Annotated in this window: 18 protein-coding genes; 10 read left to right on the top strand and 8 right to left on the bottom strand. The window is 63.7% G+C overall.

The features are described from left to right. Positions 1 to 59: 59 nt before the first annotated feature. The 3 genes from ligB to AC5PZ0_RS15295 form a co-directional block, all read right to left on the bottom strand. The gene (gene ligB / locus AC5PZ0_RS15305) at positions 60 to 1,760 is read right to left on the bottom strand and encodes an NAD-dependent DNA ligase LigB (protein WP_493855288.1); all 1,701 of its coding nucleotides are present in this window, start codon (positions 1,758 to 1,760) and stop codon (positions 60 to 62) included. A gap of 144 nt (positions 1,761 to 1,904) precedes the next feature. Continuing rightward, entirely contained in the window at positions 1,905 to 3,095 is a 1,191-nt protein-coding gene (gene metK, locus AC5PZ0_RS15300) for a methionine adenosyltransferase (RefSeq protein WP_027592460.1), read from the bottom strand. A gap of 19 nt (positions 3,096 to 3,114) precedes the next feature. Then, positions 3,115 to 4,107: an ArsR/SmtB family transcription factor gene (locus AC5PZ0_RS15295; protein ID WP_027592461.1), complete on the bottom strand. Its 993-nt coding sequence runs from the start codon at positions 4,105 to 4,107 to the stop codon at positions 3,115 to 3,117. A gap of 225 nt (positions 4,108 to 4,332) precedes the next feature. Here AC5PZ0_RS15295 and tkt point away from each other — a divergent pair, with 225 nt between their 5' ends. The 9 genes from tkt to AC5PZ0_RS15250 all read left to right on the top strand — a co-directional run bounded on the left by tkt (position 4,333) and on the right by AC5PZ0_RS15250 (position 13,832). Further along, positions 4,333 to 6,330, top strand: a complete 1,998-nt coding sequence (tkt, locus tag AC5PZ0_RS15290) for a transketolase (RefSeq protein ID WP_085272280.1) — start codon at positions 4,333 to 4,335, stop codon at positions 6,328 to 6,330. 152 nt (positions 6,331 to 6,482) lie between these two features. Further along, complete coding sequence (epd, locus tag AC5PZ0_RS15285) at positions 6,483 to 7,544, top strand: erythrose-4-phosphate dehydrogenase (protein WP_027592463.1); 1,062 nt, start codon at positions 6,483 to 6,485, stop codon at positions 7,542 to 7,544. A gap of 12 nt (positions 7,545 to 7,556) precedes the next feature. Continuing rightward, a complete protein-coding gene (locus AC5PZ0_RS15280) occupies positions 7,557 to 8,720 on the top strand; it encodes a phosphoglycerate kinase (protein ID WP_027592464.1) in 1,164 nt (387 codons plus the stop codon). After that, positions 8,720 to 8,971 carry a hypothetical protein gene (locus tag AC5PZ0_RS15275; protein WP_099430618.1) on the top strand — a complete coding sequence of 84 codons (252 nt, stop codon included), beginning with the start codon at positions 8,720 to 8,722 and terminating at the stop codon, positions 8,969 to 8,971. Before AC5PZ0_RS15280 ends, AC5PZ0_RS15275 begins: the two co-directional genes overlap by 1 nt. Positions 8,972 to 9,149: 178 nt before the next feature. Further along, positions 9,150 to 9,479 carry an MliC family protein gene (locus AC5PZ0_RS15270; protein ID WP_027592466.1) on the top strand — a complete coding sequence of 110 codons (330 nt, stop codon included), beginning with the start codon at positions 9,150 to 9,152 and terminating at the stop codon, positions 9,477 to 9,479. Between the two features lie 100 nt (positions 9,480 to 9,579). Beyond that, positions 9,580 to 10,644: a class II fructose-bisphosphate aldolase gene (fba, locus tag AC5PZ0_RS15265; RefSeq protein ID WP_008093958.1), complete on the top strand. Its 1,065-nt coding sequence runs from the start codon at positions 9,580 to 9,582 to the stop codon at positions 10,642 to 10,644. Positions 10,645 to 10,853: 209 nt separating this feature from the next. After that, on the top strand, positions 10,854 to 12,983 hold the full coding sequence (locus tag AC5PZ0_RS15260) for a putative bifunctional diguanylate cyclase/phosphodiesterase (protein ID WP_493855287.1): 2,130 nt from the start codon (positions 10,854 to 10,856) through the stop codon (positions 12,981 to 12,983). 39 nt (positions 12,984 to 13,022) lie between these two features. Further along, positions 13,023 to 13,523, top strand: a complete 501-nt coding sequence (locus tag AC5PZ0_RS15255; RefSeq protein WP_027592468.1) for a M48 metallopeptidase family protein — start codon at positions 13,023 to 13,025, stop codon at positions 13,521 to 13,523. A gap of 12 nt (positions 13,524 to 13,535) precedes the next feature. Then, positions 13,536 to 13,832 (top strand): winged helix-turn-helix domain-containing protein, encoded by a 297-nt coding sequence (locus tag AC5PZ0_RS15250; RefSeq protein ID WP_003249396.1) that lies wholly within the window; start codon positions 13,536 to 13,538, stop codon positions 13,830 to 13,832. 29 nt (positions 13,833 to 13,861) lie between these two features. Here AC5PZ0_RS15250 and AC5PZ0_RS15245 read toward each other — a convergent pair whose 3' ends face one another. Beyond that, positions 13,862 to 14,314: a GNAT family N-acetyltransferase gene (locus AC5PZ0_RS15245; RefSeq protein ID WP_027592469.1), complete on the bottom strand. Its 453-nt coding sequence runs from the start codon at positions 14,312 to 14,314 to the stop codon at positions 13,862 to 13,864. A gap of 220 nt (positions 14,315 to 14,534) precedes the next feature. On the opposite strand from AC5PZ0_RS15245, the gene AC5PZ0_RS15240 reads away from it, so the two are divergent. Continuing rightward, positions 14,535 to 15,272 carry a substrate-binding periplasmic protein gene (locus AC5PZ0_RS15240; RefSeq protein ID WP_493855286.1) on the top strand — a complete coding sequence of 246 codons (738 nt, stop codon included), beginning with the start codon at positions 14,535 to 14,537 and terminating at the stop codon, positions 15,270 to 15,272. 113 nt (positions 15,273 to 15,385) lie between these two features. On the opposite strand, the gene yccS is transcribed toward AC5PZ0_RS15240, so the two are convergent. The 4 genes from yccS to mdtD all read right to left on the bottom strand — a co-directional run bounded on the left by yccS (position 15,386) and on the right by mdtD (position 21,847). Further along, positions 15,386 to 17,569 carry a YccS family putative transporter gene (yccS, locus tag AC5PZ0_RS15235; RefSeq protein ID WP_238215699.1) on the bottom strand — a complete coding sequence of 728 codons (2,184 nt, stop codon included), beginning with the start codon at positions 17,567 to 17,569 and terminating at the stop codon, positions 15,386 to 15,388. 82 nt (positions 17,570 to 17,651) lie between these two features. Continuing rightward, entirely contained in the window at positions 17,652 to 18,833 is a 1,182-nt protein-coding gene (locus tag AC5PZ0_RS15230; RefSeq protein WP_099455527.1) for a BaiN/RdsA family NAD(P)/FAD-dependent oxidoreductase, read from the bottom strand. Between the two features lie 136 nt (positions 18,834 to 18,969). Further along, positions 18,970 to 20,307 (bottom strand): ATP-dependent RNA helicase DbpA, encoded by a 1,338-nt coding sequence (gene dbpA, locus AC5PZ0_RS15225; RefSeq protein ID WP_238348789.1) that lies wholly within the window; start codon positions 20,305 to 20,307, stop codon positions 18,970 to 18,972. Between the two features lie 112 nt (positions 20,308 to 20,419). Then, entirely contained in the window at positions 20,420 to 21,847 is a 1,428-nt protein-coding gene (gene mdtD, locus AC5PZ0_RS15220; protein ID WP_493855285.1) for a multidrug transporter subunit MdtD, read from the bottom strand. Between the last annotated feature and the right edge of the window lie 114 nt (positions 21,848 to 21,961).

The following is a 21,961-nucleotide window of genomic DNA, read 5'->3' as shown; positions in this document are numbered from 1 at the left end:
CCTTGTTGGTTTTTTATGGCCGAAACTCAGACTTTCCCTGCGTGGGAATTGGTAAAAAATCATTGCGCGAGCGGTTTGTTGCTGATTTGGAACGCGTTTACGCCGGCCTCGTTTAACTGCGCCGCAATGGCTTGAGTTTCGTTGGCCGTAAAAAACGCTTCAAGCTGACGCGCGCGCGCTGCGCCGATACCCGGCATGGTGTGCCAATCATCGGCCGAGCGCGAGGACAGCTGCGCCCAGTCACCGTCGAGCTGCATACCACCCGGTGCGGGTGCGCCGAGCGCGCGCAGCCAGCGGGAGAAGGGCTGTGCTCGGGCGCCTTCGAAGGCGTGCAGCAACTGCGTGGCGGTGGCGTCGCTGATGCCCGGTACCTGGCCCAGGCGCTGAGCATCGAGTTGCAGCCAATCCGTCATCGAAGTGACCAACCCAGCCCCGACCAGGCGTTGCCACGTACCTGGCCCGGTGCGCGGCATTGCCAGCCCCTGCTTGCCACTGAGCCACGTAAGCCGCGCAATGAACTGATCGTCGCAACCGTCGTCTGCGTGCCAGCAGCTATGGGGGTGGTAGCGCCCCGGTTGCGGCGCTGCAACCGGCTGGCGTTGGACCGCGCGGTGCACCACGTGCTCGAAACGCGGAATGGTCAGGCCGGCCAGGCTGATTGCTACCTGATCACCGGGCGCAATGTCGAGGCGCTGCCAGCGTGCCAGTGAGCCCAGGCTGACCTGTGTGATCAGCCGGTCGTCCAGTGTGACCGGGTGCAGGCGCAGCACCGGCGTGACTCTGCCTGTGCGACCGACCCGGAAGCGTACCTCACGCACCTGGGCCAAGGCTTGGGCGTAGGGGTATTTCCAGGCTGCCAGCCAGTAGGGCGGCTTGGCCTGCCAACGCTCGGCGGGTGGCCGACTGCTCTGGCGCAGGATGACGCCATCGGTGGCGAAGGGCAGGGGTGAGCGGTACCAGTGCTGGCGCCAGTGTGCGGCATCGGCGGTGGAGTCGATGGCAACGCTGTAGCGCTGGCTGTCAGGGAAGCCCAGTTGTGCCAGCTGCGACAGGCGTTCGGCCTGGCTGCTGGGGCCGTGTGGCCAATCCCAGACGAACAGGCCGATGCTGGCGCCTTGTTCAGCGCTGAGCTGCTTGCGGGCGAGCAGCCCTGCCACGGTGCCCCGTGCCTTGGCGCTGCCCGCCTGGGCTTGCACGTGCTGGTCCAGGCGCAGATACAGTTCACCCTGCAACACCAGGTCAAAGGCCTGGGGCAGTTGCCGGGTAATGGAGTCGAGGCGCGGGATGTGGCGGCTCCAGTCGTGCCCCTGGGCCCCGTCACCCCGGCTCAGCAACTGTACGAGTTGCCCCTGTCGGTAGCGCAAGGACACCGCCACCCCATCGACCTTCGGCTGCACCCACAGGCCAGCCTTGCCGGCCATCCAGCGGCTGACGGCCTGCTCGTCACCCAGCTTGTCGACGCCTGTATGCGGGACGGGGTGGGTAATCGGGCCGCGCGCCGTGGCCAGTGGCGCGGGTTGCGCTTGCAGGCCGAAGCATTGCTGCCAGTGTTCCAGGCGTTGCCGGCTCTGGTCATACAGTTCATCTGCTACCTGGGTGATGCCCAGGCGATGGTAGTCGTCGTCCCATTGGGCAATCGTGCTGCGAAGGTGGGTGACCTCGACGTTGGCTTGTTTGGCGTCCCAGTCGGGGCAGGGGCTGGCGTGCGCCAGCGAAGCATGTAGCGATAGCAGCAGTGCGAACAACAGCATGAACGGCATGGCCAGCATCCTTGCATGGCGGGTGGGAACCCTCAGCCTAGGCAGGCTGGGTGCCGATTGCCGTGAACAGTTGTCAGCCGATATGTCACAAAAAAGCCCCTGCCGATTGCTCGGCAGGGGCTTTCGTCCAGCGCTGTAGGAAACTTACAGGCCGGCAGCGTCACGCAGCGACTGGGCGCGGTCGGTGCGTTCCCAGGTGAAGGTGGTGAAGGTGTCGTCGCCGACTGTCTTCTGCTGCGGAGTGCGGCCGAAGTGGCCGTAGGCCGCGGTTTCCTGATACATCGGGTGGAGCAGGTCGAGCATCTTGGTGATCGCGTACGGACGCAGGTCGAAGCACTCGCGCACCAGTTGGACGATCTTGTCGTCGGAGACCTTGCCGGTACCGAAGGTGTTGATCGAAATGGAGGTTGGCTGAGCTACGCCAATGGCGTAGGAGACCTGGATCTCGCAACGCTCGGCCAGGCCGGCGGCGACGATGTTCTTGGCCACGTAGCGACCGGCGTAGGCGGCGGAACGGTCGACCTTGGACGGGTCCTTGCCGGAGAACGCGCCACCACCGTGGCGGGCCATGCCGCCGTAGGAGTCGACGATGATCTTGCGGCCGGTCAGGCCACAGTCACCCACCGGGCCACCGATGATGAAGTTGCCAGTCGGGTTGATGTGGTACTGGGTATCTTTGTGCAGCAGTTCGGCCGGCAGGGTGTGCTTGACGATCAGCTCCATCACCGCTTCCTGCAGGTCTTTTTGCGAGACCTCAGGGTTGTGCTGGGTCGACAGGACCACCGCGTCGATGCCGACTACCTTGCCATTTTCGTAACGGCAGGTGACCTGCGACTTGGCGTCCGGGCGCAGCCACGGCAGCAGGCGCGACTTGCGCGCTTCGGCCTGGCGCTCGACCAGACGGTGCGAGAAGCAGATCGGTGCTGGCATCAGCACGTCGGTTTCGTTGCTGGCGTAGCCGAACATCAGGCCCTGGTCGCCAGCGCCCTGGTCTTCCGGCTTGGAGCGGTCGACGCCCTGGGCGATGTCCACGGACTGCTTGCCGATGATGTTCATCACCGCGCAGGTGGCGCCGTCGAAGCCGACGTCGGAGCTGTTGTAGCCGATGTCGATGATGACTTTACGTACCAGTTCTTCGAGGTCGACCCAGGCGGACGTGGACACTTCGCCAGCGATGATGGCGACACCGGTCTTGACCAAGGTTTCGCAGGCCACGCGGGCGTATTTGTCCTGAGCGATGATGGCATCAAGGACAGCGTCCGAAATCTGGTCGGCGATCTTGTCCGGATGCCCTTCGGACACGGACTCGGAGGTGAAAAGGGAGTATTCGCTCATCTCGAAGGGTTCCTAAAATTTACCGATGGTGTATGTCGCCAGTCGCCCGCTGAAAATGGCGGACCTGTATCTGGAAACCGTTGCGCAAGCCCACATAGAGGCTGTCCCCGGGGACCAGCCCGGCACTATTGGCCCAACGGGCCAGGTCGTCCTGTTCGAAGCCCAGCCAGAGGTCGCCGCAGGCATCGCGCGCCCACCCCTGGTCATGGCTGCACAGTTCGGTGACCAGCAGGCTGCCGCCCGCTTTCACCCGTTTGGCCAGCTGGCGCAGGGCCAGGGCCGGGTCGCTGAAATGGTGCAGCACCATGTTCAGCACAACGCAGTCGGCTGCCACATCCGTTGCATTCAGTGCATCGGCCAACTGCAGGTTCACGTTGTCCAGGCGCTCACGCTGGCAGACCTGGCGGGCCAGCTCGAGCATGGTCGGGCTGTTGTCCAGGGCGGTCACCGTGGCGAAGCGCCGTGCCAGGTCCGGCAGGAAGCCGCCGTCGCCGGGGCCTACTTCCAGCGCGCTGGCGGTGGGCGCGAAGTTCAGCTTGTCGAGCAGCGCCAGCAGGCTTTCGCGGTACTGCGGCAGGCCGGCGATCAGGTCTTGCTGGGCGCGGAATTTTTCTTCCACGCGCAGGAAAAAGTCTTGGCTGGTGGCTGCGCGGCGTTGCTGCACCTGGGCGATGCGCGCCTGCACTGCAGGTGGCAAGGTCAGGTCGTCGACTTCTTCGAGCAACGCCGTGTGCAGACGCCCGCCCAGGCGTAGGCTGTCGGGCAGGGCGCGGCGGTAGAAAATCGCGTTGCCCTCGCGCCGAGTAGCCACCAGCTCGGCCTGGGCCAGCACCTTCAGGTGATGGCTCATGCCGGACTGGCCGATGTCGAAGATTTGCGCCAGCTCGAGCACGCCAAACGAATCGCTGGCCAGTGCGCGCAAAACATTCAGGCGCAGCGCATCGCCGCTGGCTTTGCACAGGGCGGCCAGGGTGTCGCTTCGCTGAGGGATCGATTGCGCACGGAGGTTCATGGGGCGGCAGTCTAGACAGGCATCGTGGCACCCGCAAGGCCAATATCAAAAAGTTTTGATATTGGCGATGAGCTGCAAGGATAGAGCGGCCCCAGCCCATGGTTGCATGCACCTTGCCGCTTAAAGCGTGCCGCTTGACGCTTAAATGTTTGCCCCCAGCCCCCCAGTGGGCGAAAATGGCCGCCTTTTTTCGTATCACAACCTTTCAGCCCCAGGAGATCAGCGATGCCCAGCCGTCGTGAACGTGCCAACGCCATTCGTGCCCTCAGCATGGATGCCGTGCAAAAGGCTAACAGCGGCCACCCAGGTGCCCCTATGGGCATGGCGGATATCGCCGAAGTGCTTTGGCGTGACTACCTGAAGCACAACCCGAGCAACCCAAGCTTCGCCGACCGTGACCGCTTCGTGCTGTCCAACGGCCACGGCTCGATGCTGATCTACTCGCTGCTGCACCTGACCGGCTACGACCTGTCGATCGACGACCTCAAGGCCTTCCGCCAGCTGCACAGCCGTACCCCGGGCCACCCGGAGTACGGCTACACCCCAGGCGTAGAGACCACCACCGGCCCACTGGGCCAAGGCCTGGCCAACGCCGTGGGCTTCGCCCTGGCGGAAAAAGTCCTGGGCGCACAGTTCAACCGTGAAGGCCACAACATCGTCGACCACAACACCTACGTGTTCCTCGGCGACGGCTGCATGATGGAAGGTATCTCCCACGAAGTCGCCGCTTTGGCCGGCACCCTGGGCCTGGGCAAGCTGATTGCCTTCTATGACGACAACGGCATCTCCATCGACGGCGAAGTCGAAGGCTGGTTCACCGACGACACGCCGAAGCGTTTCGAAGCCTACAACTGGCAGGTGATCCGCAACGTCGACGGCCATGACGCCGACGAGATCAAGACCGCGATCGAGACTGCACGCAAAAGCGAGCAGCCGACCCTGATCTGCTGCAAGACCATCATCGGCTTCGGTTCGCCGAACAAGCAGGGCAAGGAAGACTGCCACGGCGCACCGCTGGGCAACGACGAAATCGCCCTGGCCCGCAAAGAACTGAACTGGAACCACGGCCCGTTCGAAATCCCGGCCGACATCTATGCCGAGTGGGACGCCAAGGCCGCCGGTGCCAAGGCTGAAGCCGAGTGGAACCAGCGCTTCGACGCCTACGCCGCGGCTTTCCCAGAGCTGGCTGCCGAGTTCAAGCGCCGTGACAGCGGCGAGCTGCCGGCCGACTTCTCCGAGAAGGCCCAGGCCTACATCAACGAAGTCGCTGCCAAAGGCGAGACCATTGCCAGCCGCAAGGCCAGCCAGAATGCCCTGAACGCCTTCGGCCCGCTGCTGCCCGAGTTCCTCGGCGGTTCGGCTGACCTGGCCGGTTCCAACCTGACCCTGTGGAAAGGTTGCAAGGGCGTCGACGCCCATGACGCTAGCGGCAACTACGTCTACTACGGCGTACGCGAGTTCGGCATGACCGCGATCATGAACGGCGTTGCCCTGCACGGCGGCCTGGTGCCTTACGGCGCGACCTTCCTGATGTTCATGGAATACGCCCGCAACGCAGTGCGCATGTCGGCCCTGATGAAGCAGCGCGTGATCCACGTCTACACCCACGACTCCATCGGCCTGGGCGAAGACGGCCCGACTCACCAGCCGATCGAGCAGCTGACCAGCCTGCGCAGCACGCCGAACCTGGACACCTGGCGCCCAGCTGACGCGGTCGAATCGGCCGTGTCCTGGAAAAACGCCCTGGAGCGCAAAGACGGCCCATCGGCGCTGATCTTCTCGCGTCAGAACCTGCAGCATCAGGACCGTAACGCCCAGCAGATCGCTGACATCAGCCGTGGTGGCTACATCCTCAAGGACTGCGCTGGCGAGCCAGAGCTGATCCTGATCGCCACCGGTTCCGAAGTGGGCCTGGCGGTTCAGGCCTTCGACAAGCTGAGCGAGCAAGGCCGCAAGGTCCGTGTGGTTTCCATGCCGTGCACCAGCGTGTTCGACGCCCAGGACGCTGGCTACAAGCAGTCCGTACTGCCACTGGAAGTGGGTGCGCGCATCGCCATCGAAGCTGCCCACGCCGACTTCTGGTACAAGTACGTCGGCCTGGAAGGCCGTATCATCGGCATGACCACCTACGGTGAGTCGGCCCCGGCCTCTGCACTGTTCGAAGAATTCGGCTTCACCCTGGAGAACATCCTGGGCACCGCCGAAGAGCTGCTGGAAGACTGATACAGGCAAAGCGAGGGCCTTTGGCCCTCGTTCGCGGCACAAGGCCGCTCCCACAGGATCTGCATACGCCGCAGTACCTTGTGGGAGCGGCCTTGTGCCGCGAATGGGCCGTATGGCGGCCCCTTTCAACCGACGGATTTCAAGAGCCACCTATGCCCCACCCGCGTCCCTACAAAGTTGCACTCAACGGTTATGGCCGCATCGGCCGCTGTGTCCTGCGCGCGTTGTTCGAGCGGGGGGCGAAGGCCGGTTTCGAGATTGTTGCGCTGAACGACCTGGCCGATCAGGCCAGCCTCGAGTACCTGACACGCTTTGACTCCACCCACGGGCGTTTCCCCGGGGAAGTGAGGGTCGACGGCGACTGTCTGCATATTAACGGCGACTGCGTGAAGGTGATGCGCAGCGCCACCCCGGAAGGCATCGACTGGGCCGCCCTGGACATCGACCTGGTGCTGGAGTGCTCCGGCGCCTACAACACCCGCGCCGATGGCCAGCGTTTTCTTGATGCCGGCGCGCCACGGGTGCTGTTCTCGCAGCCCATGGCCAGCGAGGCGGACGTGGACGCCACGGTGGTCTACGGCATCAACCAGGCATGCCTGACGGGCAGCGAGCGCCTGGTGTCCAACGCGTCCTGCACCACCAACTGCGGCGTGCCGCTGTTGCGCGTGCTGGACCAGGCGTTCGGCATCGAATACGTGCAGATCACCACCATCCACTCGGCGATGAACGACCAGCCGGTGATCGACGCTTACCACCACGAAGACCTGCGCCGTACGCGCTCTGCGTTCCAGTCGGTGATCCCGGTTTCCACGGGCCTTGCGCGCGGCATCGAGCGGCTGCTGCCGGAACTTGCCGGGCGAATTCAGGCCAAAGCGGTACGCGTGCCGACCGTCAACGTCTCATGCCTGGACATCACGCTGCAGACCGCCCGCGACACCAGCGCCGCCGAGGTCAACCGGGTGCTGCGCGAGGCAGCGCTGGAGGGCCCGCTCAAAGGATTGCTGGCCTATACCGAGCTGCCCCACGCCAGCTGTGATTTCAACCACGACCCGCATTCGGCGATCGTCGATGCCAGCCAGACCCGTGTTTCCGGCCCCCGCCTGGTAAACCTGCTGGCTTGGTTCGACAACGAATGGGGGTTCGCCAACCGTATGCTCGACGTTGCCGAACACTATCTGCACGTCGTTCAACCAACCCGCAACAAACAGCCCTGAAGGACTGCATTCATGACCGTGTTGAAGATGACCGACCTCGACCTGCAAGGTAAACGCGTACTGATCCGCGAAGACCTCAACGTGCCTGTGAAGGACGGTGTGGTAGCCAGCGACGCGCGTATCCTGGCAGCGCTGCCGACCATCAAGCTGGCCCTGGAAAAGGGCGCGGCGGTAATGGTCTGCTCGCACCTGGGCCGCCCGACCGAAGGTGAATTCTCCGCCGAGAACAGCCTCAAGCCGGTCGCCGACTACTTGAGCAAGGCCCTGGGCCGTGACGTGCCGCTGATCGCCGACTACCTGGAAGGTGTCGAGGTCAAGGCCGGTGACCTGGTGCTGTTCGAGAACGTGCGCTTCAACAAGGGCGAGAAAAAGAACGCCGACGAGCTGGCGCAGAAATACGCTGCCCTGTGCGATGTGTTCGTGATGGACGCGTTCGGCACTGCCCACCGCGCCGAAGGTTCGACCCATGGCGTGGCCAAGTTCGCCAAAGTCGCCGCTGCCGGCCCACTGCTGGCCGCCGAGCTGGATGCCCTGGGCAAGGCGCTGAAAGCCCCGGCCAAGCCAATGGCGGCCATCGTCGCTGGCTCCAAGGTGTCGACCAAACTCGACGTGCTGAACAGCCTGAGCACCGTTTGCGACCTGCTGATCGTCGGTGGTGGCATCGCCAACACCTTCCTGGCGGCTGCTGGCCACCCCGTCGGCAAGTCGCTGTACGAGCCTGACCTGGTCGATACCGCCAAGGCCATCGCTGCCAAGGTCAACGTGCCGCTGCCTGTCGACGTGGTGGTTGCCAAGGAATTCGCTGAAAGCGCCGAAGCGACCGTCAAGGCCATTGCCGACGTTGCCGCTGACGACATGATCCTGGACATCGGCCCGCAAACCGCTGCCAACTTCGCCGAGCTGCTGAAGTCGTCGCAGACCATTCTGTGGAACGGCCCGGTTGGCGTGTTCGAGTTCGACCAGTTCGGCAACGGCACCAAAGTGCTGGCCAAAGCCATCGCCGAAAGCGCCGCGTTCTCGATCGCGGGCGGTGGTGACACCCTGGCGGCGATCGACAAATATGGCGTTGGCGCCGATATCTCCTACATTTCTACCGGTGGTGGCGCGTTCCTCGAGTTCGTCGAGGGCAAAGTCCTGCCGGCTGTGGCAATCCTGGAAGAGCGGGCCAAGGCCTGATGACGTTGGCGCTTGGCAAAGGGAGCGACCTGATGGTCAAGCAATTGCCTGTGATGATTCTGGCCGGGATGCTGAGCGCGTGCTCCAGCAGCCCGTCTTCGGATGAAGCCGCGTCGCGGTCGCCCAAGGGCGGCTGCTACCAGTCCGAGTGGCAGGCTGAGACCGTACCGGTCATCAACAAGCGCCTGGGTCCGGATGGCCTGGAAAAGTATGACGAAGACCACCAGCACAAGGCGCCTGGTTGCCCTTGATCGGGTTCTCGGGCACCTAAGCTGGGTTTGAAGGTCTTCAACACTGGGGCCGCTGTGCGGCCCATCGCCGGCAAGCCAGCTCCCACAGGCCTTGCACATGCCCGTAGGGTGGTGCGGTACCTGTGGGAGCCGGCTTGCCGGCGATGGGCTGCAAAGCAGCCCTTAGCGGAGTAATGAGATGAAAGCGCTTATGGCCATCGCGGCCCTGGCGACACTGGCAGGATGCTCACTGCTGCAGCCGGCGCAACCCGCCCCGGCAGACAACTGGACCCGTTGGGTCTGTGACACCCAGACCGAAGTGCTGTGGCGCTTCGCGGATGCACAACAAGATTCGGTCGACGTACGCCTTGGCGGCGGCGACCAGGTCTACCGGCTCAAATCCGAGCCGAGCGCGTCGGGCGCGATGTACAGCGATGGCGTGCTGGCCTTCCACACCAAAGGCGAAGAAGGCCTGGTGTACTGGGTGGCAACCAACGATCTGATAGGGCGGGGCTGCAAGGCACCGTGACTGGCCGGGCCGCCCAGGTGGCCCACACTACTTGAACAGCAACCGCCCCTGCGGCAGGCTTGCACGAAACAAACGACGCTTGTCGGGAGAGAGATACACAATGGCACTCATTAGCATGCGCCAGATGCTGGACCACGCCGCCGAGTTCGGTTACGGCGTTCCAGCTTTCAACGTCAACAACCTCGAGCAAATGCGCGCAATCATGGAAGCCGCCGACAAGACCGACTCTCCGGTCATCGTGCAGGCTTCGGCGGGTGCCCGTAAATACGCCGGTGCGCCCTTCCTGCGCCACCTGATCCTGGCTGCGATCGAAGAGTTCCCGCACATCCCGGTGTGCATGCACCAGGACCACGGCACCAGCCCTGACGTGTGCCAGCGCTCGATCCAGCTCGGCTTCAGCTCGGTCATGATGGACGGCTCGCTGGGTGAAGACGGTAAAACCCCAACCGACTACGAGTACAACGTCCGCGTTACTCAGCAGACCGTTGCCATGGCGCACGCCTGCGGCGTTTCGGTAGAAGGCGAGCTGGGCTGCCTGGGTTCGCTGGAAACCGGCATGGCCGGTGAAGAAGACGGTATCGGTGCTGAAGGCGTGCTGGATCACAGCCAAATGCTGACCGACCCGGAAGAAGCCGCCGACTTCGTCAAGAAGACCCAGGTCGACGCCCTGGCCATCGCCATCGGCACCAGCCACGGCGCCTACAAGTTCACCAAGCCACCGACCGGTGACGTGCTGGCGATCGACCGTATCAAGGAAATCCACAAACGCATCCCTAACACCCACCTGGTGATGCACGGTTCCTCTTCGGTACCGCAAGAGTGGCTGGCGATCATCAACCAGTACGGCGGCGACATCAAAGAAACCTACGGCGTACCGGTTGAAGAAATCGTCGAAGGCATCAAGCACGGCGTGCGCAAGGTCAACATCGACACCGACCTGCGCCTGGCCTCCACCGGTGCCATGCGTCGCCTGATGGCCCAGAACCCAAGCGAGTTCGACCCGCGCAAGTTCTTCGGTGAAACCGTCAAAGCCATGCGTGACGTGTGCATCGCCCGTTACGAAGCCTTCGGCACCGCCGGCAATGCCTCCAAGATCAAGCCGATCTCCCTGGAAGGCATGTTCCAGCGTTACCTGAAAGGTGAATTGGCCGCCAAGGTCAATTGATGCGCTGGTAGTACTGAAAAAACCCGCAGAGATGCGGGTTTTTTTATGCCTGCGATAACCCGTATTCACGGCAGAGCAACCGTTAGTCGGCTACCGTACAGTTTATGCACTGATAGCGTTCTGATTGCATTGCGAGTTACAGGCCCGGGTCTAGAGTACTTATCGGATCCAATCGTGATTTGAAGTCGGTCACACAATAGAGAAGCAGCATGGATGGCGCTCACCTTCAACCACAGCCACGGGATGGTGGCAGCTCGGTTCTTCTGGTGGTAGATGATTACCTCGAGAACCTCATCAGTATGCGGGCGTTGCTGGCCCGGCAGGATTGGCAAGTATTGACCGCAAGTTCGGGGGTGGAAGCCCTGAGTGCCTTGCTCGAACACGACGTCGACCTTGTCTTGCTGGACGTACAGATGCCAGAAATGGACGGCTTCGAAGTCGCCCGGCTGATGCGCGGCAGCCAGCGCACGCGGCTGACCCCGATCATCTTCCTTACCGCTAACGAACAGTCCGATGCCGCCGTGCTGAAGGGGTACGCCAGTGGCGCGGTGGACTACATGTTCAAGCCGTTCGACCCGCAGATTCTCAAGCCCAAGGTCCAGGCCCTGCTCGATCAGCAACGCAACCGGCGCATGTTGCAGCAACTGACCCGCGAGCTGGAAACAGCCAGGGCGTTCAACGCTTCGATTCTGGAAAACGCCGCCGAAGGGATTCTGGTGGTAGATGCCGCCGGCACCATCAGTTTCGCCAACCCAGCCATTTCACGCTTGCTGGCAGCGCCAGTGGAGCAGTTGCAGGGCGCCCAGTTGCTTGACCTTGTGCAAATGGCCAACGCCAACCTGTGGAACGAGTCGGACTTCTACCAGGCCTACTTGGGGCGGCGGATTTTCCGCGTGCACGATGCCCAGTTACGCACCCTGGGGGGCGAACTGGTACCGGTCGCGCTGTCGTGTGCACCCCTGCCGGCCGATCAGCAGGCGATGGTGGTGACAGTGCTGGACATGTCGGTGGTGCGCAACCTGCACCAACAGCTCGAGTACCAGGCGGTGACCGACCCGCTGACCGGCCTGCTCAACCGCCGTGGCTTCTACCAGGCCGCCGAGGGCGTGCTGCTGCGCAACGAGCGCTCGGACAAGGCGCAGGCGCTGATGTACATGGACCTGGATGGCTTCAAGCGGATCAACGACTCGTTGGGCCATGAAGCGGGTGATCGCGTGCTGCGCTGGGTTGCCGAGCAGATCAAGGACTGCCTGGGCAGCGAGGCGCTGCTGGCACGGATGGGCGGTGATGAGTTCACGGCGTTGTTCGACAGCTTGCCTTACCCCGAGCAGGCCGGGCGTTACGCCGAGCGCTTGCTCGAGCGCATCGCTATCAGCCAGCAGGTGGAAGGGCTGGATGTGTGCCTTGGGGTCAGCATTGGTATCGCCACCTACCCTGACTGCGGTGCCACCGTCGAGGGCCTGCTGCGCGCAGCCGATGCGGCGATGTACGCGGCCAAGCAGGCTGGCCGCCAGCAATACCGCTTTTATGACCACGAGCTCAATGGCCGCGCACGTTCGCGGCTGATGCTTGAAGACGGTGTACGGGCAGCGATCGAACAGCAGGACTTCAGCCTGGTGTATCAACCCCAGGTGGGTTTTGCCGATGGCCACTTGCGCGGTTTCGAGGCGTTGTTGCGCTGGCAGCACCCCAGCGTTGGCGATGTGCCGCCAGGGCTGTTCATACCTTTGCTGGAAGAGGCCCGGCTGATCAACCGCCTGGCCAGCTGGATCTACCGCCAGGGGGCAGCGCAGCGCCAGGCCTGGTGCGATCGTTTCCCTCGCGACTTGGTGCTGGGTATCAGCCTGAGCCGCGCCCAGTTCGTCATGCCGGGCCTGGTCGAGGAGCTGCAGCGGGTGATCCTGGACTACCAGCTTGACCCCGCGCAGCTTGAAGTCGAGGTGGCGGAGACGTCGCTGATGTACAACATCGACGCGGCGGTTAAGCAGATACACCGCCTGCGTGAGCTGGGCGTGCGGGTGGCGCTGGATGATTTTGGCGCAGGTGACTGCTCGTTGCGCATGCTGCGGGACTTGCCGATCGATACCCTGAAGCTGGACCGCCACCTGGTGGCACGCCTGCCGGACTCTGCCGTGGACGCCGCGCTGGTACGCAGCGTGGTGGGCCTGTGCGCCGACTACCGCATCACAGTGATCGCCGAAGGCGTGGAAACCCCGGCCCAGGCTGCGTGGCTGAAGGCAAACGGTTGCGCCTACGTGCAGGGTTTTCTGGTGGCGCACCCCATGACCGCAGCGGATGCCAGCGGCTTCCCGGCGATTTTCTCCTGGCCTCGGCCCTGATTGGCTAGAATCGCCCTTCGTCACGCCGAATGCACTGCCATGACCGTATTACGTTATCTGCAAGCCTACCCGCCGCACCTGCAAGAGCAGGTGCGGCAGATGATCGACAGCGACCGCCTGGGCGAGTACCTGCAGCGCCGTTACCCGGACCGCCATGACGTGCAGAGCGACAAGGCGCTGTACGGTTATGCCCAAGAGTTGCGGCAGCAGTACCTGCGCAGTGCGCCTAACCTGGACAAGGTGCTGTTCGACAACCGCCTGGACCTGACCCACCGAGCGTTGGGGCTGAACACGGCGGTATCCCGGGTGCAGGGTGGCAAGCTCAAGGCGAAGAAGGAAATCCGCATCGCCGCTTTGTTCAAGGAGGCCGCGCCGCAGTTTTTGCGCATGATCGTGGTGCACGAGTTGGCGCACCTGCGTGAGCGCGACCATAACAAAGCGTTTTACCAGCTCTGTCAGCACATGGAGCCGGACTACCATCAACTGGAATTCGACCTGCGCGTCTACCTGACCTATCGGGAGCTGCCGGGCAACTGTTAAGGACCACGCAGCATGGAAGTGAGCAAGACCAAGAGCAGCTTCTACCGCCGCCTATACGTGGCCTGGCTGATCGACAGCCAGACCGCGACCAGCGTGCCGGCGCTGATGGAGGCCACCGGCATGCCACGCCGCACGGCCCAGGACACCATCGCCGCCCTGGCCGACCTGGACATCGTCTGTGAGTTCGAGCAGCAGGAAGGCGCGCGCAATCATGCCGGGCATTACCGCATTCATGACTGGGGCGCGATCGACAAGCAGTGGATCATTCGGCATTTGCGCCAGATCCGCGAAGTGCTGGGGTATCCGTGATGCGGGGGGCAAAGTGCCCCCTGGCTTTTTCAGCCTTTACGCATACCGATATGCGCAATGTCATCTTCAAGGTATTCCTCACCCACCGCCTTAAACCCATGCCCGGCATAAAACCCTTGCAGATGCGCCTGTGCCGACAGGTACACCGGCGTACCCGGCCAGCAATGCTCGGCCGCCTCCAGCCCTTTGAGCAGCAACGCATGCCCCAGCTTGAGCCCGCGCGCCGCAGGTGACGTGACCACGCGGCCGATGACCACATCGCCCCCTTGGGATTGCGGGTCGAGCAGGCGCAGGTAAGCCACCAGCTTGTCGTCTTGCCAGGCCATCAGGTGCAGGGTGTCGCCGGTCAGGTCCTGGCCATCGACTTCCTGGTAGCTGCAACGTTGCTCGACCACGAACACTTCAGTGCGCAACTGCAGGATGGCATAGAGCTGCTCCTTGCCGAGATCAGTGTGGTGCTTGCAAAGCCAGTCGATGGACATGGGCAGGAACTCCTTGAATGATCCGTCGATCATCGCAAATCCCAAGGCTACCGACGAGTGGCTGATTGCTGCAGGCGGTGTCATGCAGCCTTCGGCCAAAATAGAGGCAAAATGACACTATTGTCCGCTGCCTTCGGCTGCAGCTTTGTGTACGCTCAGCGGCAGTTGTGGTGAAGACCGCCTACACAGTGTGTGCCCTCCATTGCGAAAGGACTTGAGCATGCGGCCACTGCTTTGTGTTCTGGGGTTGCTGGCAGTGATGCTGGCCTCGCCCGCCCAGGGTCACGGCAAGCTGCGGCTTGTGGCGGACAACTGGCCACCGTTTACCGACACCAGCATGCCCGGCGGCGGTTTGGCGACCAGCATCGTCACCACTGCGCTGGCCCGGGCCGGATACCCCAGCGCGTTCGAAGAAGTGCCCTGGGCGCGGGCGTTGATGGGCGTCAGCGAAGGGCGTTACGACGTGCTGATCAATGCCTGGCGCAACGACGCGCGTGCGCGCATCGGGCAGTTTTCCGACGCCTACCTGACTAACCGCATCCGCTTGCTCAAGCGCAAGGGTGAGGCGTTTGACTATCAGCATGCTGCCGATTTGTACCCGTACAGCATTGCCGTGGTGCGCGACTATGCCTACTCACCCGATTTCGACGGCGACACCCGCTTGCACAAGGTGCCTGTGCGCAACTTCTCGTCAGCCGTGCGCATGTTGGCGGCAGGCCGGGTGAACCTGGCGGTAGAAGATGAATACGTGGCCCGTTACAACCTGCAGCGCGAGCCGCAGGCGGTGCGTGAGGGTGTGGAACTGATCGACCCGCCACTGGCGCAGAACAGCCTGCATATTCTGGTCAGCCTGAAACACCCGCAACACCAGCAGATTGTCGAAGGGTTCGAACAGGCGATTGCGGCGATGAAAGCTGATGGCAGTTATGCGCGCTTGTTACGCCAGCATGGCTTTTGATCTCTAATGCCGTGCTGGCCTCTTCGCGGGTAAACCCGCTCCCACACAAGCGATACACACCCCCTGTGGGAGCGGGTTCACCCGCGAAGAGGCCGCCACAGGTCACATAGCATTTAGGCCGGCGCGCTTTCCTTGACCAGGTGCGCCGCCAACGTGCGCAATGGCCCCAACTGCCTGCAAATCAGTGCCAGCTGGGTCTGCACCAACCGCTGGTGCTCATCCAGCTCTTCCGGCATCTGCTCCAGGTCGTTGGCCAGCGCTTCTTCGGCATCACTGTGGATCGCCACCGGTAGCCGCGCCGCCAGGCCATTGGCGATTTCATCCAGGCTGTTGGCCAGGCTTTGCCCCGCGCCCTCGATCAACTGCTCCTGCACCTCCGCCGGCAAGGCGGTGTCGCGGTGCGCGCCAAGCCCGGAGAGGTAGCTGAGCAGCGTGTGCGACAACACCAGGAAACGGAAGCCAACGTCCGCTTCCTTGCGGAAGTGCCCCGGCTCCATGAGCATGTTGGCCAGCGTGGTCGACAGCGCCGCATCGGCGTTGTGGGCATTGCGGCGGGCCAGGCGGTAGGCGAGGTCGTCTCGTTTGCCGTGGGCATACTGCTGCATGATCTGGCGCAGGTACACGCTGGCGCAGGCCAAGGTGTTGGCCAGCGCCTTGTTCAAGCGCCGGCCTTGCCAGTCGGGCAGGAACAGGAACACCGCCAGAATGGCGATCAGGCTGCCCACCAGGGTATCGAACAGGCGCGGCAGGAACAGGCCGTAGCCATCGCCGATCTGGTTGAAGCAGAACAGCACCATCAAGGTGATCGCTGCGGTTGCCAAGGTGTACCGGGTGGTGCGGTTGACGAAGAACACCACCCCGGCGACCACGGCGAACATCGACTGGATGATCGGGCTGGGGAACAGGTCGAACAGGGCCCAGCCGACCGTCAAACCGATGGCCGTGCCGAACACCCGCTGCACCAGCTTGCGCCGGGTTGCGCCATAGTTGGGCTGGCAGACGAATAGCGTGGTGAGGATGATCCAGTAGCCCTGGGTCGGGTGAATCAAATGCACCATGCCGTAGCCGATCGACAGTGCCAGCGACAGGCGCAGGGCGTGGCGGAACAGCAGCGAGGTCGGCGTGAGCTGGGTGCGCAGGCGGCTCAACACATCCTTCAGCGAGCGTGGCGAACGGTCGAGCAGGCTGCTGTCACTGGCATCGGCCAGGCTGTCCGGGTTGCTGGCGGCGCCCAGCAGGCGGTCGAGGGTGGCGAGGTTCGCCGCCAATGCCCGCAACGACCGCAGCAGGCTACGCCAGGCCGGGTTGTTCTGGTTGCGCAAGTGCTCCAGCGAGGCGTTGAGGTCTTCCAGGGTGTCGGCAAACCGGCTGTCGAGCACGAACGGCTGGCGCAAGCGGATCGAGCGTGCCAGGTCTTGGCAGGCGGAGCCTTGATGACGCAGCAGGCGCTGGCAGCGGAACATCACGTCGCTGTGGAAGAACGCTTCGGCCAGGGCGTTGTACGGGTAATGCGAGGCGCTGACGCGCTCGTGAATATCCTGGGCCAGAAAGTACAGCTTCAGGTAACGGCTGACCTTGGAATTTGGCTGGCTGTTGCCGACCCGGTGCAGGATGATTTCCTTGGCGGCGTTGAGCGCCGCGACCACCTTGCCATTTTGCTGAGCCAGCTCCAGGCGGCGGGCCTCCAGGTCGAGGTTGCGGATCGGTTCGAACAGGTTGGCCTTGAGCTTGAGGTAGCGCCCCAGCTCGAAAAACAGTTTGGCCAGGCTTTGCTGCACCGGCTGATTGGAGAACAACGCTTGCCACAGCACCGACAGCAGGCCGTACCAGGCCGCGCCCGCCACCAGTAGCATCGGCTCGTGCCAGAAGTCATTCACCTGGCCGCCGCGTTGGTCCACGCCGATCATGGTGTACACCGACAAAATCAGCGTGGCTGAAGCGATCGCACCGTAGCGCTCGCCCAGTGCACCGAGCATGGTCAGGCCAAAGGCTGCCAGGGCCAGGGCGCCGGCGAAGATCCAGGGGTAAGGGAAGAGTAACTCGACCGACAGCGCGGCGATGGCAAAACACACCAGGGTTACCGCCAGCGCGCTGAGCCGGCCTTGCCAGCTGTCGTCGGTTTCGGCCAGGGCGCTGGCGATGATGCCCAGGAACAAGGGGATCAGCAGGGCCATTTCATCCTGGTACCAGCACAAGGCCATGCTGCCGGTAAGGGCGACCGTAACCCTGATGCTGTAGCTGAACTTGTCTTGGCCCCACAGGCGACGCAGTGACTGACGGAACGAGCTCGATGACATGATGGCCTTGGGCTGTGATCGAATGAATACAGTGCCGCACGGACCAGCAAGAAGCGTTCCGTGCTGCTGAATGGATTCTACTCTACACGAACTGCGCCGCAGCGTTAGCCGATGCCCATGCCCACTGGAAATTGAAACCGCCGAGGTGGCCGGTGACATCCAGCACCTCGCCAATGAAGTACAGCCCCGGGGCTTTGAGCGACTCCATGGTCTTGGACGACACCTCGCGGGTGTCCACGCCGCCCAGCGTCACTTCGGCGGTGCGATAGCCCTCGGTGCCAGCCGGTACCACCTGCCAGGCTGCCAGTTTTTCGGCGATCTGGGCCAGTTCTGCCGGGGTGTACTGCTTCATCGGCTTCGATTCGAACCACTGCTCGGCCAACAGGTTGGCCAGCTTGCGGGTGAACACCTCGCCAAGCACCGTCTTCAGTTCTGCGTTGGCGCGCTCGGCCTGCTGCTGTTGCAGCCAGGTCAGTGCATCGCGGTCCGGCAGCAGGTTGATCTCCACCGTGTCGCCGGCCTCCCAGAACGAGGAGATCTGCAGAATCGCCGGGCCGCTCAGGCCGCGGTGGGTAAACAGCAGGTTCTCGCGGAAACTGGTGCCGTTGCAGCTGGCCGTACAGTCCAGCGAGGTGCCCGACAGTTCAGTGCACAGTGCCTTGAGTTGGGGCTCGGTGATGGTGAAGGGCACCAGCCCGGCGCGGGTCGGCAGCAGGGTGTGGCCGAACTGGCGCGCCACCTGGTAGCCGAAACCGGTAGCACCCAGGGTCGGGATCGACAGGCCGCCGGTGGCGATCACCAGCGACTGGCAGGCGAACTGCCCGGCACTGGTTTGCAGCAGGTAGCCGTTTTCGGTTTTCTCGATGTGCGAGATGCTGGTGTCCATGCGCAACTCGGCACCGGCCTCGTCGCACTCGGCCAGGAGCATGTTGAGGATGTCGCTGGCCTTGTTGTCGCAGAACAGCTGCCCGAGCTTCTTCTCGTGATACGGCACGCCATGCTTGGCCACCAGCTCGATGAAGTCCCACTGGGTGTAGCGGGCCAGCGCCGACTTGCAGAAGTGCGCGTTGTGCGAAAGGAAGTTGGCAGGCTCGGTGTACATGTTGGTGAAGTTGCAGCGCCCGCCGCCGGACATGAGGATTTTCTTGCCTGGCTTGTTGGCGTGGTCGAGCAGCAGTACCCGGCGGCCACGGCGGGCGCTGAGCTGGGCGCACATCAGGCCGGCGGCGCCGGCGCCGAGGATGATCACGTCGGTGGTGTGCACGGGTTACCTCTTGAAGATTGCTGGGGCTGCCTTGCAGCCCTTTCGCGACACAAGGCCGCTCCTACAGGGGATCGCGTAACCCGTGTAGGAGCGGCCTTGTGTCGCGAAAGGGCCGCAAAGCGGCCCCAAAAGTTTTTTAAATGATGCGGACTTTCAGGGCGCGGCCCTTGATCTTGCCGCTGTTCAGGCGCTGCATCGCCTGCTTGGCCAGTGCCCGTTCCACTGCCACGAAGGCCTGGAAATCGAAGATGGCGATCTTGCCCACCTGCTTGCCCGGGATGCCGGCATCGCCGGTCAATGCGCCGAGGATGTCACCCGGGCGCAGTTTGTCCTTGCGCCCGGCAGCGATGCACAAGGTGCTCATCACCGGCAGCAGCGGCTCGCCACCTTTATTTTTCAGGCTGTCCAGCTGGTCCCAGCGCAGCGGGCTCTTCTGCAGCGCTTCGATGGCCTGGGCGCGGTGGCCTTCGGCCGGGGCCACCAGGCTGACCGCAACGCCCTTCTCGCCGGCACGGCCGGTACGGCCGACACGGTGCACGTGGATCTCGGCGTCACGCGCCAGCTCGACGTTGAGCACCATGTCCAGGCCGTCGATGTCCAGGCCGCGCGCGGCCACGTCGGTCGCCACCAGCACCGAGCTGCTGCGGTTGGCGAACATGGCCAGCACTTGGTCGCGGTCGCGCTGTTCGAGGTCACCGTGCAGGGCTTGGGCGACGATGCCTTTGGCCGTGAGGTGGGCGACCACGTCTTCGCACTGCTGCTTGGTGAAGCAGAACGCCACGCACGATTGCGGGCGATAGTGGCCGAGCACGCGGGTCACCGCTTCGAGGCGCTGTTGCGCGTCGATTTCAATGAAGCGTTGTTCGATCTGGTTGTCGGTGTGCAGGCTTTCGACCTTGACCTGCTGCGGGTTGCGCATGAAGTCTGCGGCAAGCTGCTTGATGCCGGACGGGTAGGTGGCCGAGAACAGCAGGGTCTGGCGGCGGGCCGGGGTCTTGCCGATGATGCTGGCGATGGCGTCGAAAAAGCCCATGTCGAGCATGCGGTCGGCTTCGTCGAGGATCAGCGTATTGAGCCCGTCGAGGACCAGGGTGCCTTTGTCCAGGTGCTGCTGGATGCGCCCCGGGGTGCCGACGATGATGTGCGCACCATGCTCCAGCGACGCGATCTGCGGGCCGAGCGAAACGCCGCCGCAGAGGGTCAGGATCTTGATGTTGTCTTCGGCGCGGGCCAGCCGGCGCAACTCTTTGGCGACCTGGTCGGCGAGTTCGCGGGTCGGGCACAGGACCAGCGCCTGGCAACCGAAGTAGCGCGGGTTGATCGGGTTCAGCAGGCCGATGCCGAACGCAGCGGTCTTGCCGCTGCCGGTCTTGGCCTGGGCGATCAGGTCCTGGCCCTTGAGGATGACCGGCAGGCTCTGGGCCTGGATCGGCGTCATCGAGGCATAGCCGAGGGCGTCCAGGTTGGCCAGCATGGCGGCGGACAGCGGCAGGGTGGCAAAGGCGGTGGATTCGGTGGTCACGAGGCGGGCCTGTGTGGCGAAGCGAAAAATGCCGCACAGTCTACCAGCCTCATGGCCATTCGCCCTACGACTCCATGTGTTGTTCCGGACGACGGGCACGCCTTCCGTCTGTCGGCGCCAGTTGCAGGAAGATCGCTGCGGCCAGCATGGCCATGGTGCCGATGGTCACGAAGGTCAGCTGGAAGGCGCCCAAGGTGCTTTCCACCCCTTCGGCACTGCCCGCTGCCGTGAAGCCGCCCAGCAATGCCCCGGCGCAGGCCACACCCAGGCTCAGCGCCAGTTGCGCGACCACCGACAGCAGGCTGTTGCCGCTGCTGGCGCTGGCATCGTCGAGGTCGATCAGGGTCACCGTGTTCATGGCCGTGAACTGCATGGAGTTCACGGCGCCGAGCAGGCCCAGCTGTATCAGCAGCACGGCGTAGGGCGTCTGCTCGTCGACCAGGCCGAGGCTGGCCAGCAGCAGGCCCAGCAGCAGGGTATTGCCGGTGAGGATGATGCGGTAGCCGAAGCGCTCGATCAGCGGCCGGGCGATGGACTTGGCCAGCATCGCCGCTGCAGCCAGCGGGATCATGCTCATGCCTGCCTGGGCTGGTGAATAGCCCAATGCCACCTGCAACAGCAAGGGCACGAGGAAGGGCAGGGCGCCGCTGCCCAGGCGCGCGAACAGGTTGCCGAGGATGCCGATGGCAAAGGTGCGCACGCGGAACAGGCTGGGCGAGAACAACGGCTCGGGATCGCGCCCGGCCCGTAGCCAGTAGGCGGCCAGGCAGGCCATGCCAGCGAACAGCAGCAACATCACCCGCAAGTGCGGCAAGTGCAACTCGCCCAGGCCTTCCATGGCGATGGTGATCAGCACCATCGCCGCGCCGAACAAGAGGAAGCCCGGGCCATCGAAGCTGGTGCGCTCGGCGCCGCGCAGGTCAGGGATGAACTTCCACACGGCATAACAGCCGATGGCACCGACCGGCAGGTTGAGCAGGAAGATCCAGTGCCAGCTGAGGATTTCCACCAGCCAGCCACCGACCGTTGGGCCGAGCAGGGGGCCGAGCAGGCCGGGGATGGTGATGAAGCTCATGATCCGCACCAGCTCGGTGCGGGGGTAGGCGCGCAGCACCACCAGCCGCCCGACCGGCAGCATCAGCGCACCGCCCAGGCCTTGAACGACGCGTGCCAGGATCAGAAAGCCCAGGCTGTTGGCGGCGGCGCACAACAGCGAGCCGAAGCTGAACAACAGGATTGCGCTGAAGAAGATGCGTTTGGTGCCAAAGCGGTCGGCGATCCAGCCGGAGGCGGGAATCAGCAAGGCCACGGTGAGCATGTAGGCGATGATCACGCCTTGCATGCGCAGCGGGTCCTCTTCCAGCGAGCGGGCCATGGCCGGCAGCGCGGTGTTGAGAATGGTGCCGTCCAGGGACTGCATGAAGAAAGCGATGGCCACGACCCAGGGGATCCAGCGGGCGGTGACGGGGTCCAGCGGGGTGCGTTCGGGCATGACGTCCTCGTTTGTCAGTGCCGGCCTCTTCGCGGGCAAGCCCGCTCCCACAGGTACTGCACCCCATCTGAGGCGGGTGAATATCCTGTGGGAGCGGGCTTGCCCGCGAAAGGG

Source organism: Pseudomonas sp. 5.2 (genome assembly GCF_059025405.1).
This window is presented reverse-complemented; position numbering and strand designations above follow the sequence as displayed.

Coding starts and splice junctions, on each gene's coding strand:
- AC5PZ0_RS15270 (WP_027592466.1), top strand. CDS start 9,150: ATGAAAGCGCTTATGGCCATCGCGGCCCTGGCGACACTGGCAGGATGC.
- AC5PZ0_RS15245 (WP_027592469.1), bottom strand. CDS start 14,314: ATGTCCATCGACTGGCTTTGCAAGCACCACACTGATCTCGGCAAGGAG.
- metK (WP_027592460.1), bottom strand. CDS start 3,095: ATGAGCGAATACTCCCTTTTCACCTCCGAGTCCGTGTCCGAAGGGCAT.
- AC5PZ0_RS15295 (WP_027592461.1), bottom strand. CDS start 4,107: ATGAACCTCCGTGCGCAATCGATCCCTCAGCGAAGCGACACCCTGGCC.
- yccS (WP_238215699.1), bottom strand. CDS start 17,569: ATGTCATCGAGCTCGTTCCGTCAGTCACTGCGTCGCCTGTGGGGCCAA.
- AC5PZ0_RS15255 (WP_027592468.1), top strand. CDS start 13,023: ATGACCGTATTACGTTATCTGCAAGCCTACCCGCCGCACCTGCAAGAG.
- tkt (WP_085272280.1), top strand. CDS start 4,333: ATGCCCAGCCGTCGTGAACGTGCCAACGCCATTCGTGCCCTCAGCATG.
- fba (WP_008093958.1), top strand. CDS start 9,580: ATGGCACTCATTAGCATGCGCCAGATGCTGGACCACGCCGCCGAGTTC.
- AC5PZ0_RS15260 (WP_493855287.1), top strand. CDS start 10,854: ATGGATGGCGCTCACCTTCAACCACAGCCACGGGATGGTGGCAGCTCG.
- AC5PZ0_RS15240 (WP_493855286.1), top strand. CDS start 14,535: ATGCGGCCACTGCTTTGTGTTCTGGGGTTGCTGGCAGTGATGCTGGCC.
- ligB (WP_493855288.1), bottom strand. CDS start 1,760: ATGCCGTTCATGCTGTTGTTCGCACTGCTGCTATCGCTACATGCTTCG.
- AC5PZ0_RS15280 (WP_027592464.1), top strand. CDS start 7,557: ATGACCGTGTTGAAGATGACCGACCTCGACCTGCAAGGTAAACGCGTA.
- mdtD (WP_493855285.1), bottom strand. CDS start 21,847: ATGCCCGAACGCACCCCGCTGGACCCCGTCACCGCCCGCTGGATCCCC.
- AC5PZ0_RS15250 (WP_003249396.1), top strand. CDS start 13,536: ATGGAAGTGAGCAAGACCAAGAGCAGCTTCTACCGCCGCCTATACGTG.
- dbpA (WP_238348789.1), bottom strand. CDS start 20,307: ATGCTGGCCAACCTGGACGCCCTCGGCTATGCCTCGATGACGCCGATC.
- epd (WP_027592463.1), top strand. CDS start 6,483: ATGCCCCACCCGCGTCCCTACAAAGTTGCACTCAACGGTTATGGCCGC.
- AC5PZ0_RS15275 (WP_099430618.1), top strand. CDS start 8,720: ATGACGTTGGCGCTTGGCAAAGGGAGCGACCTGATGGTCAAGCAATTG.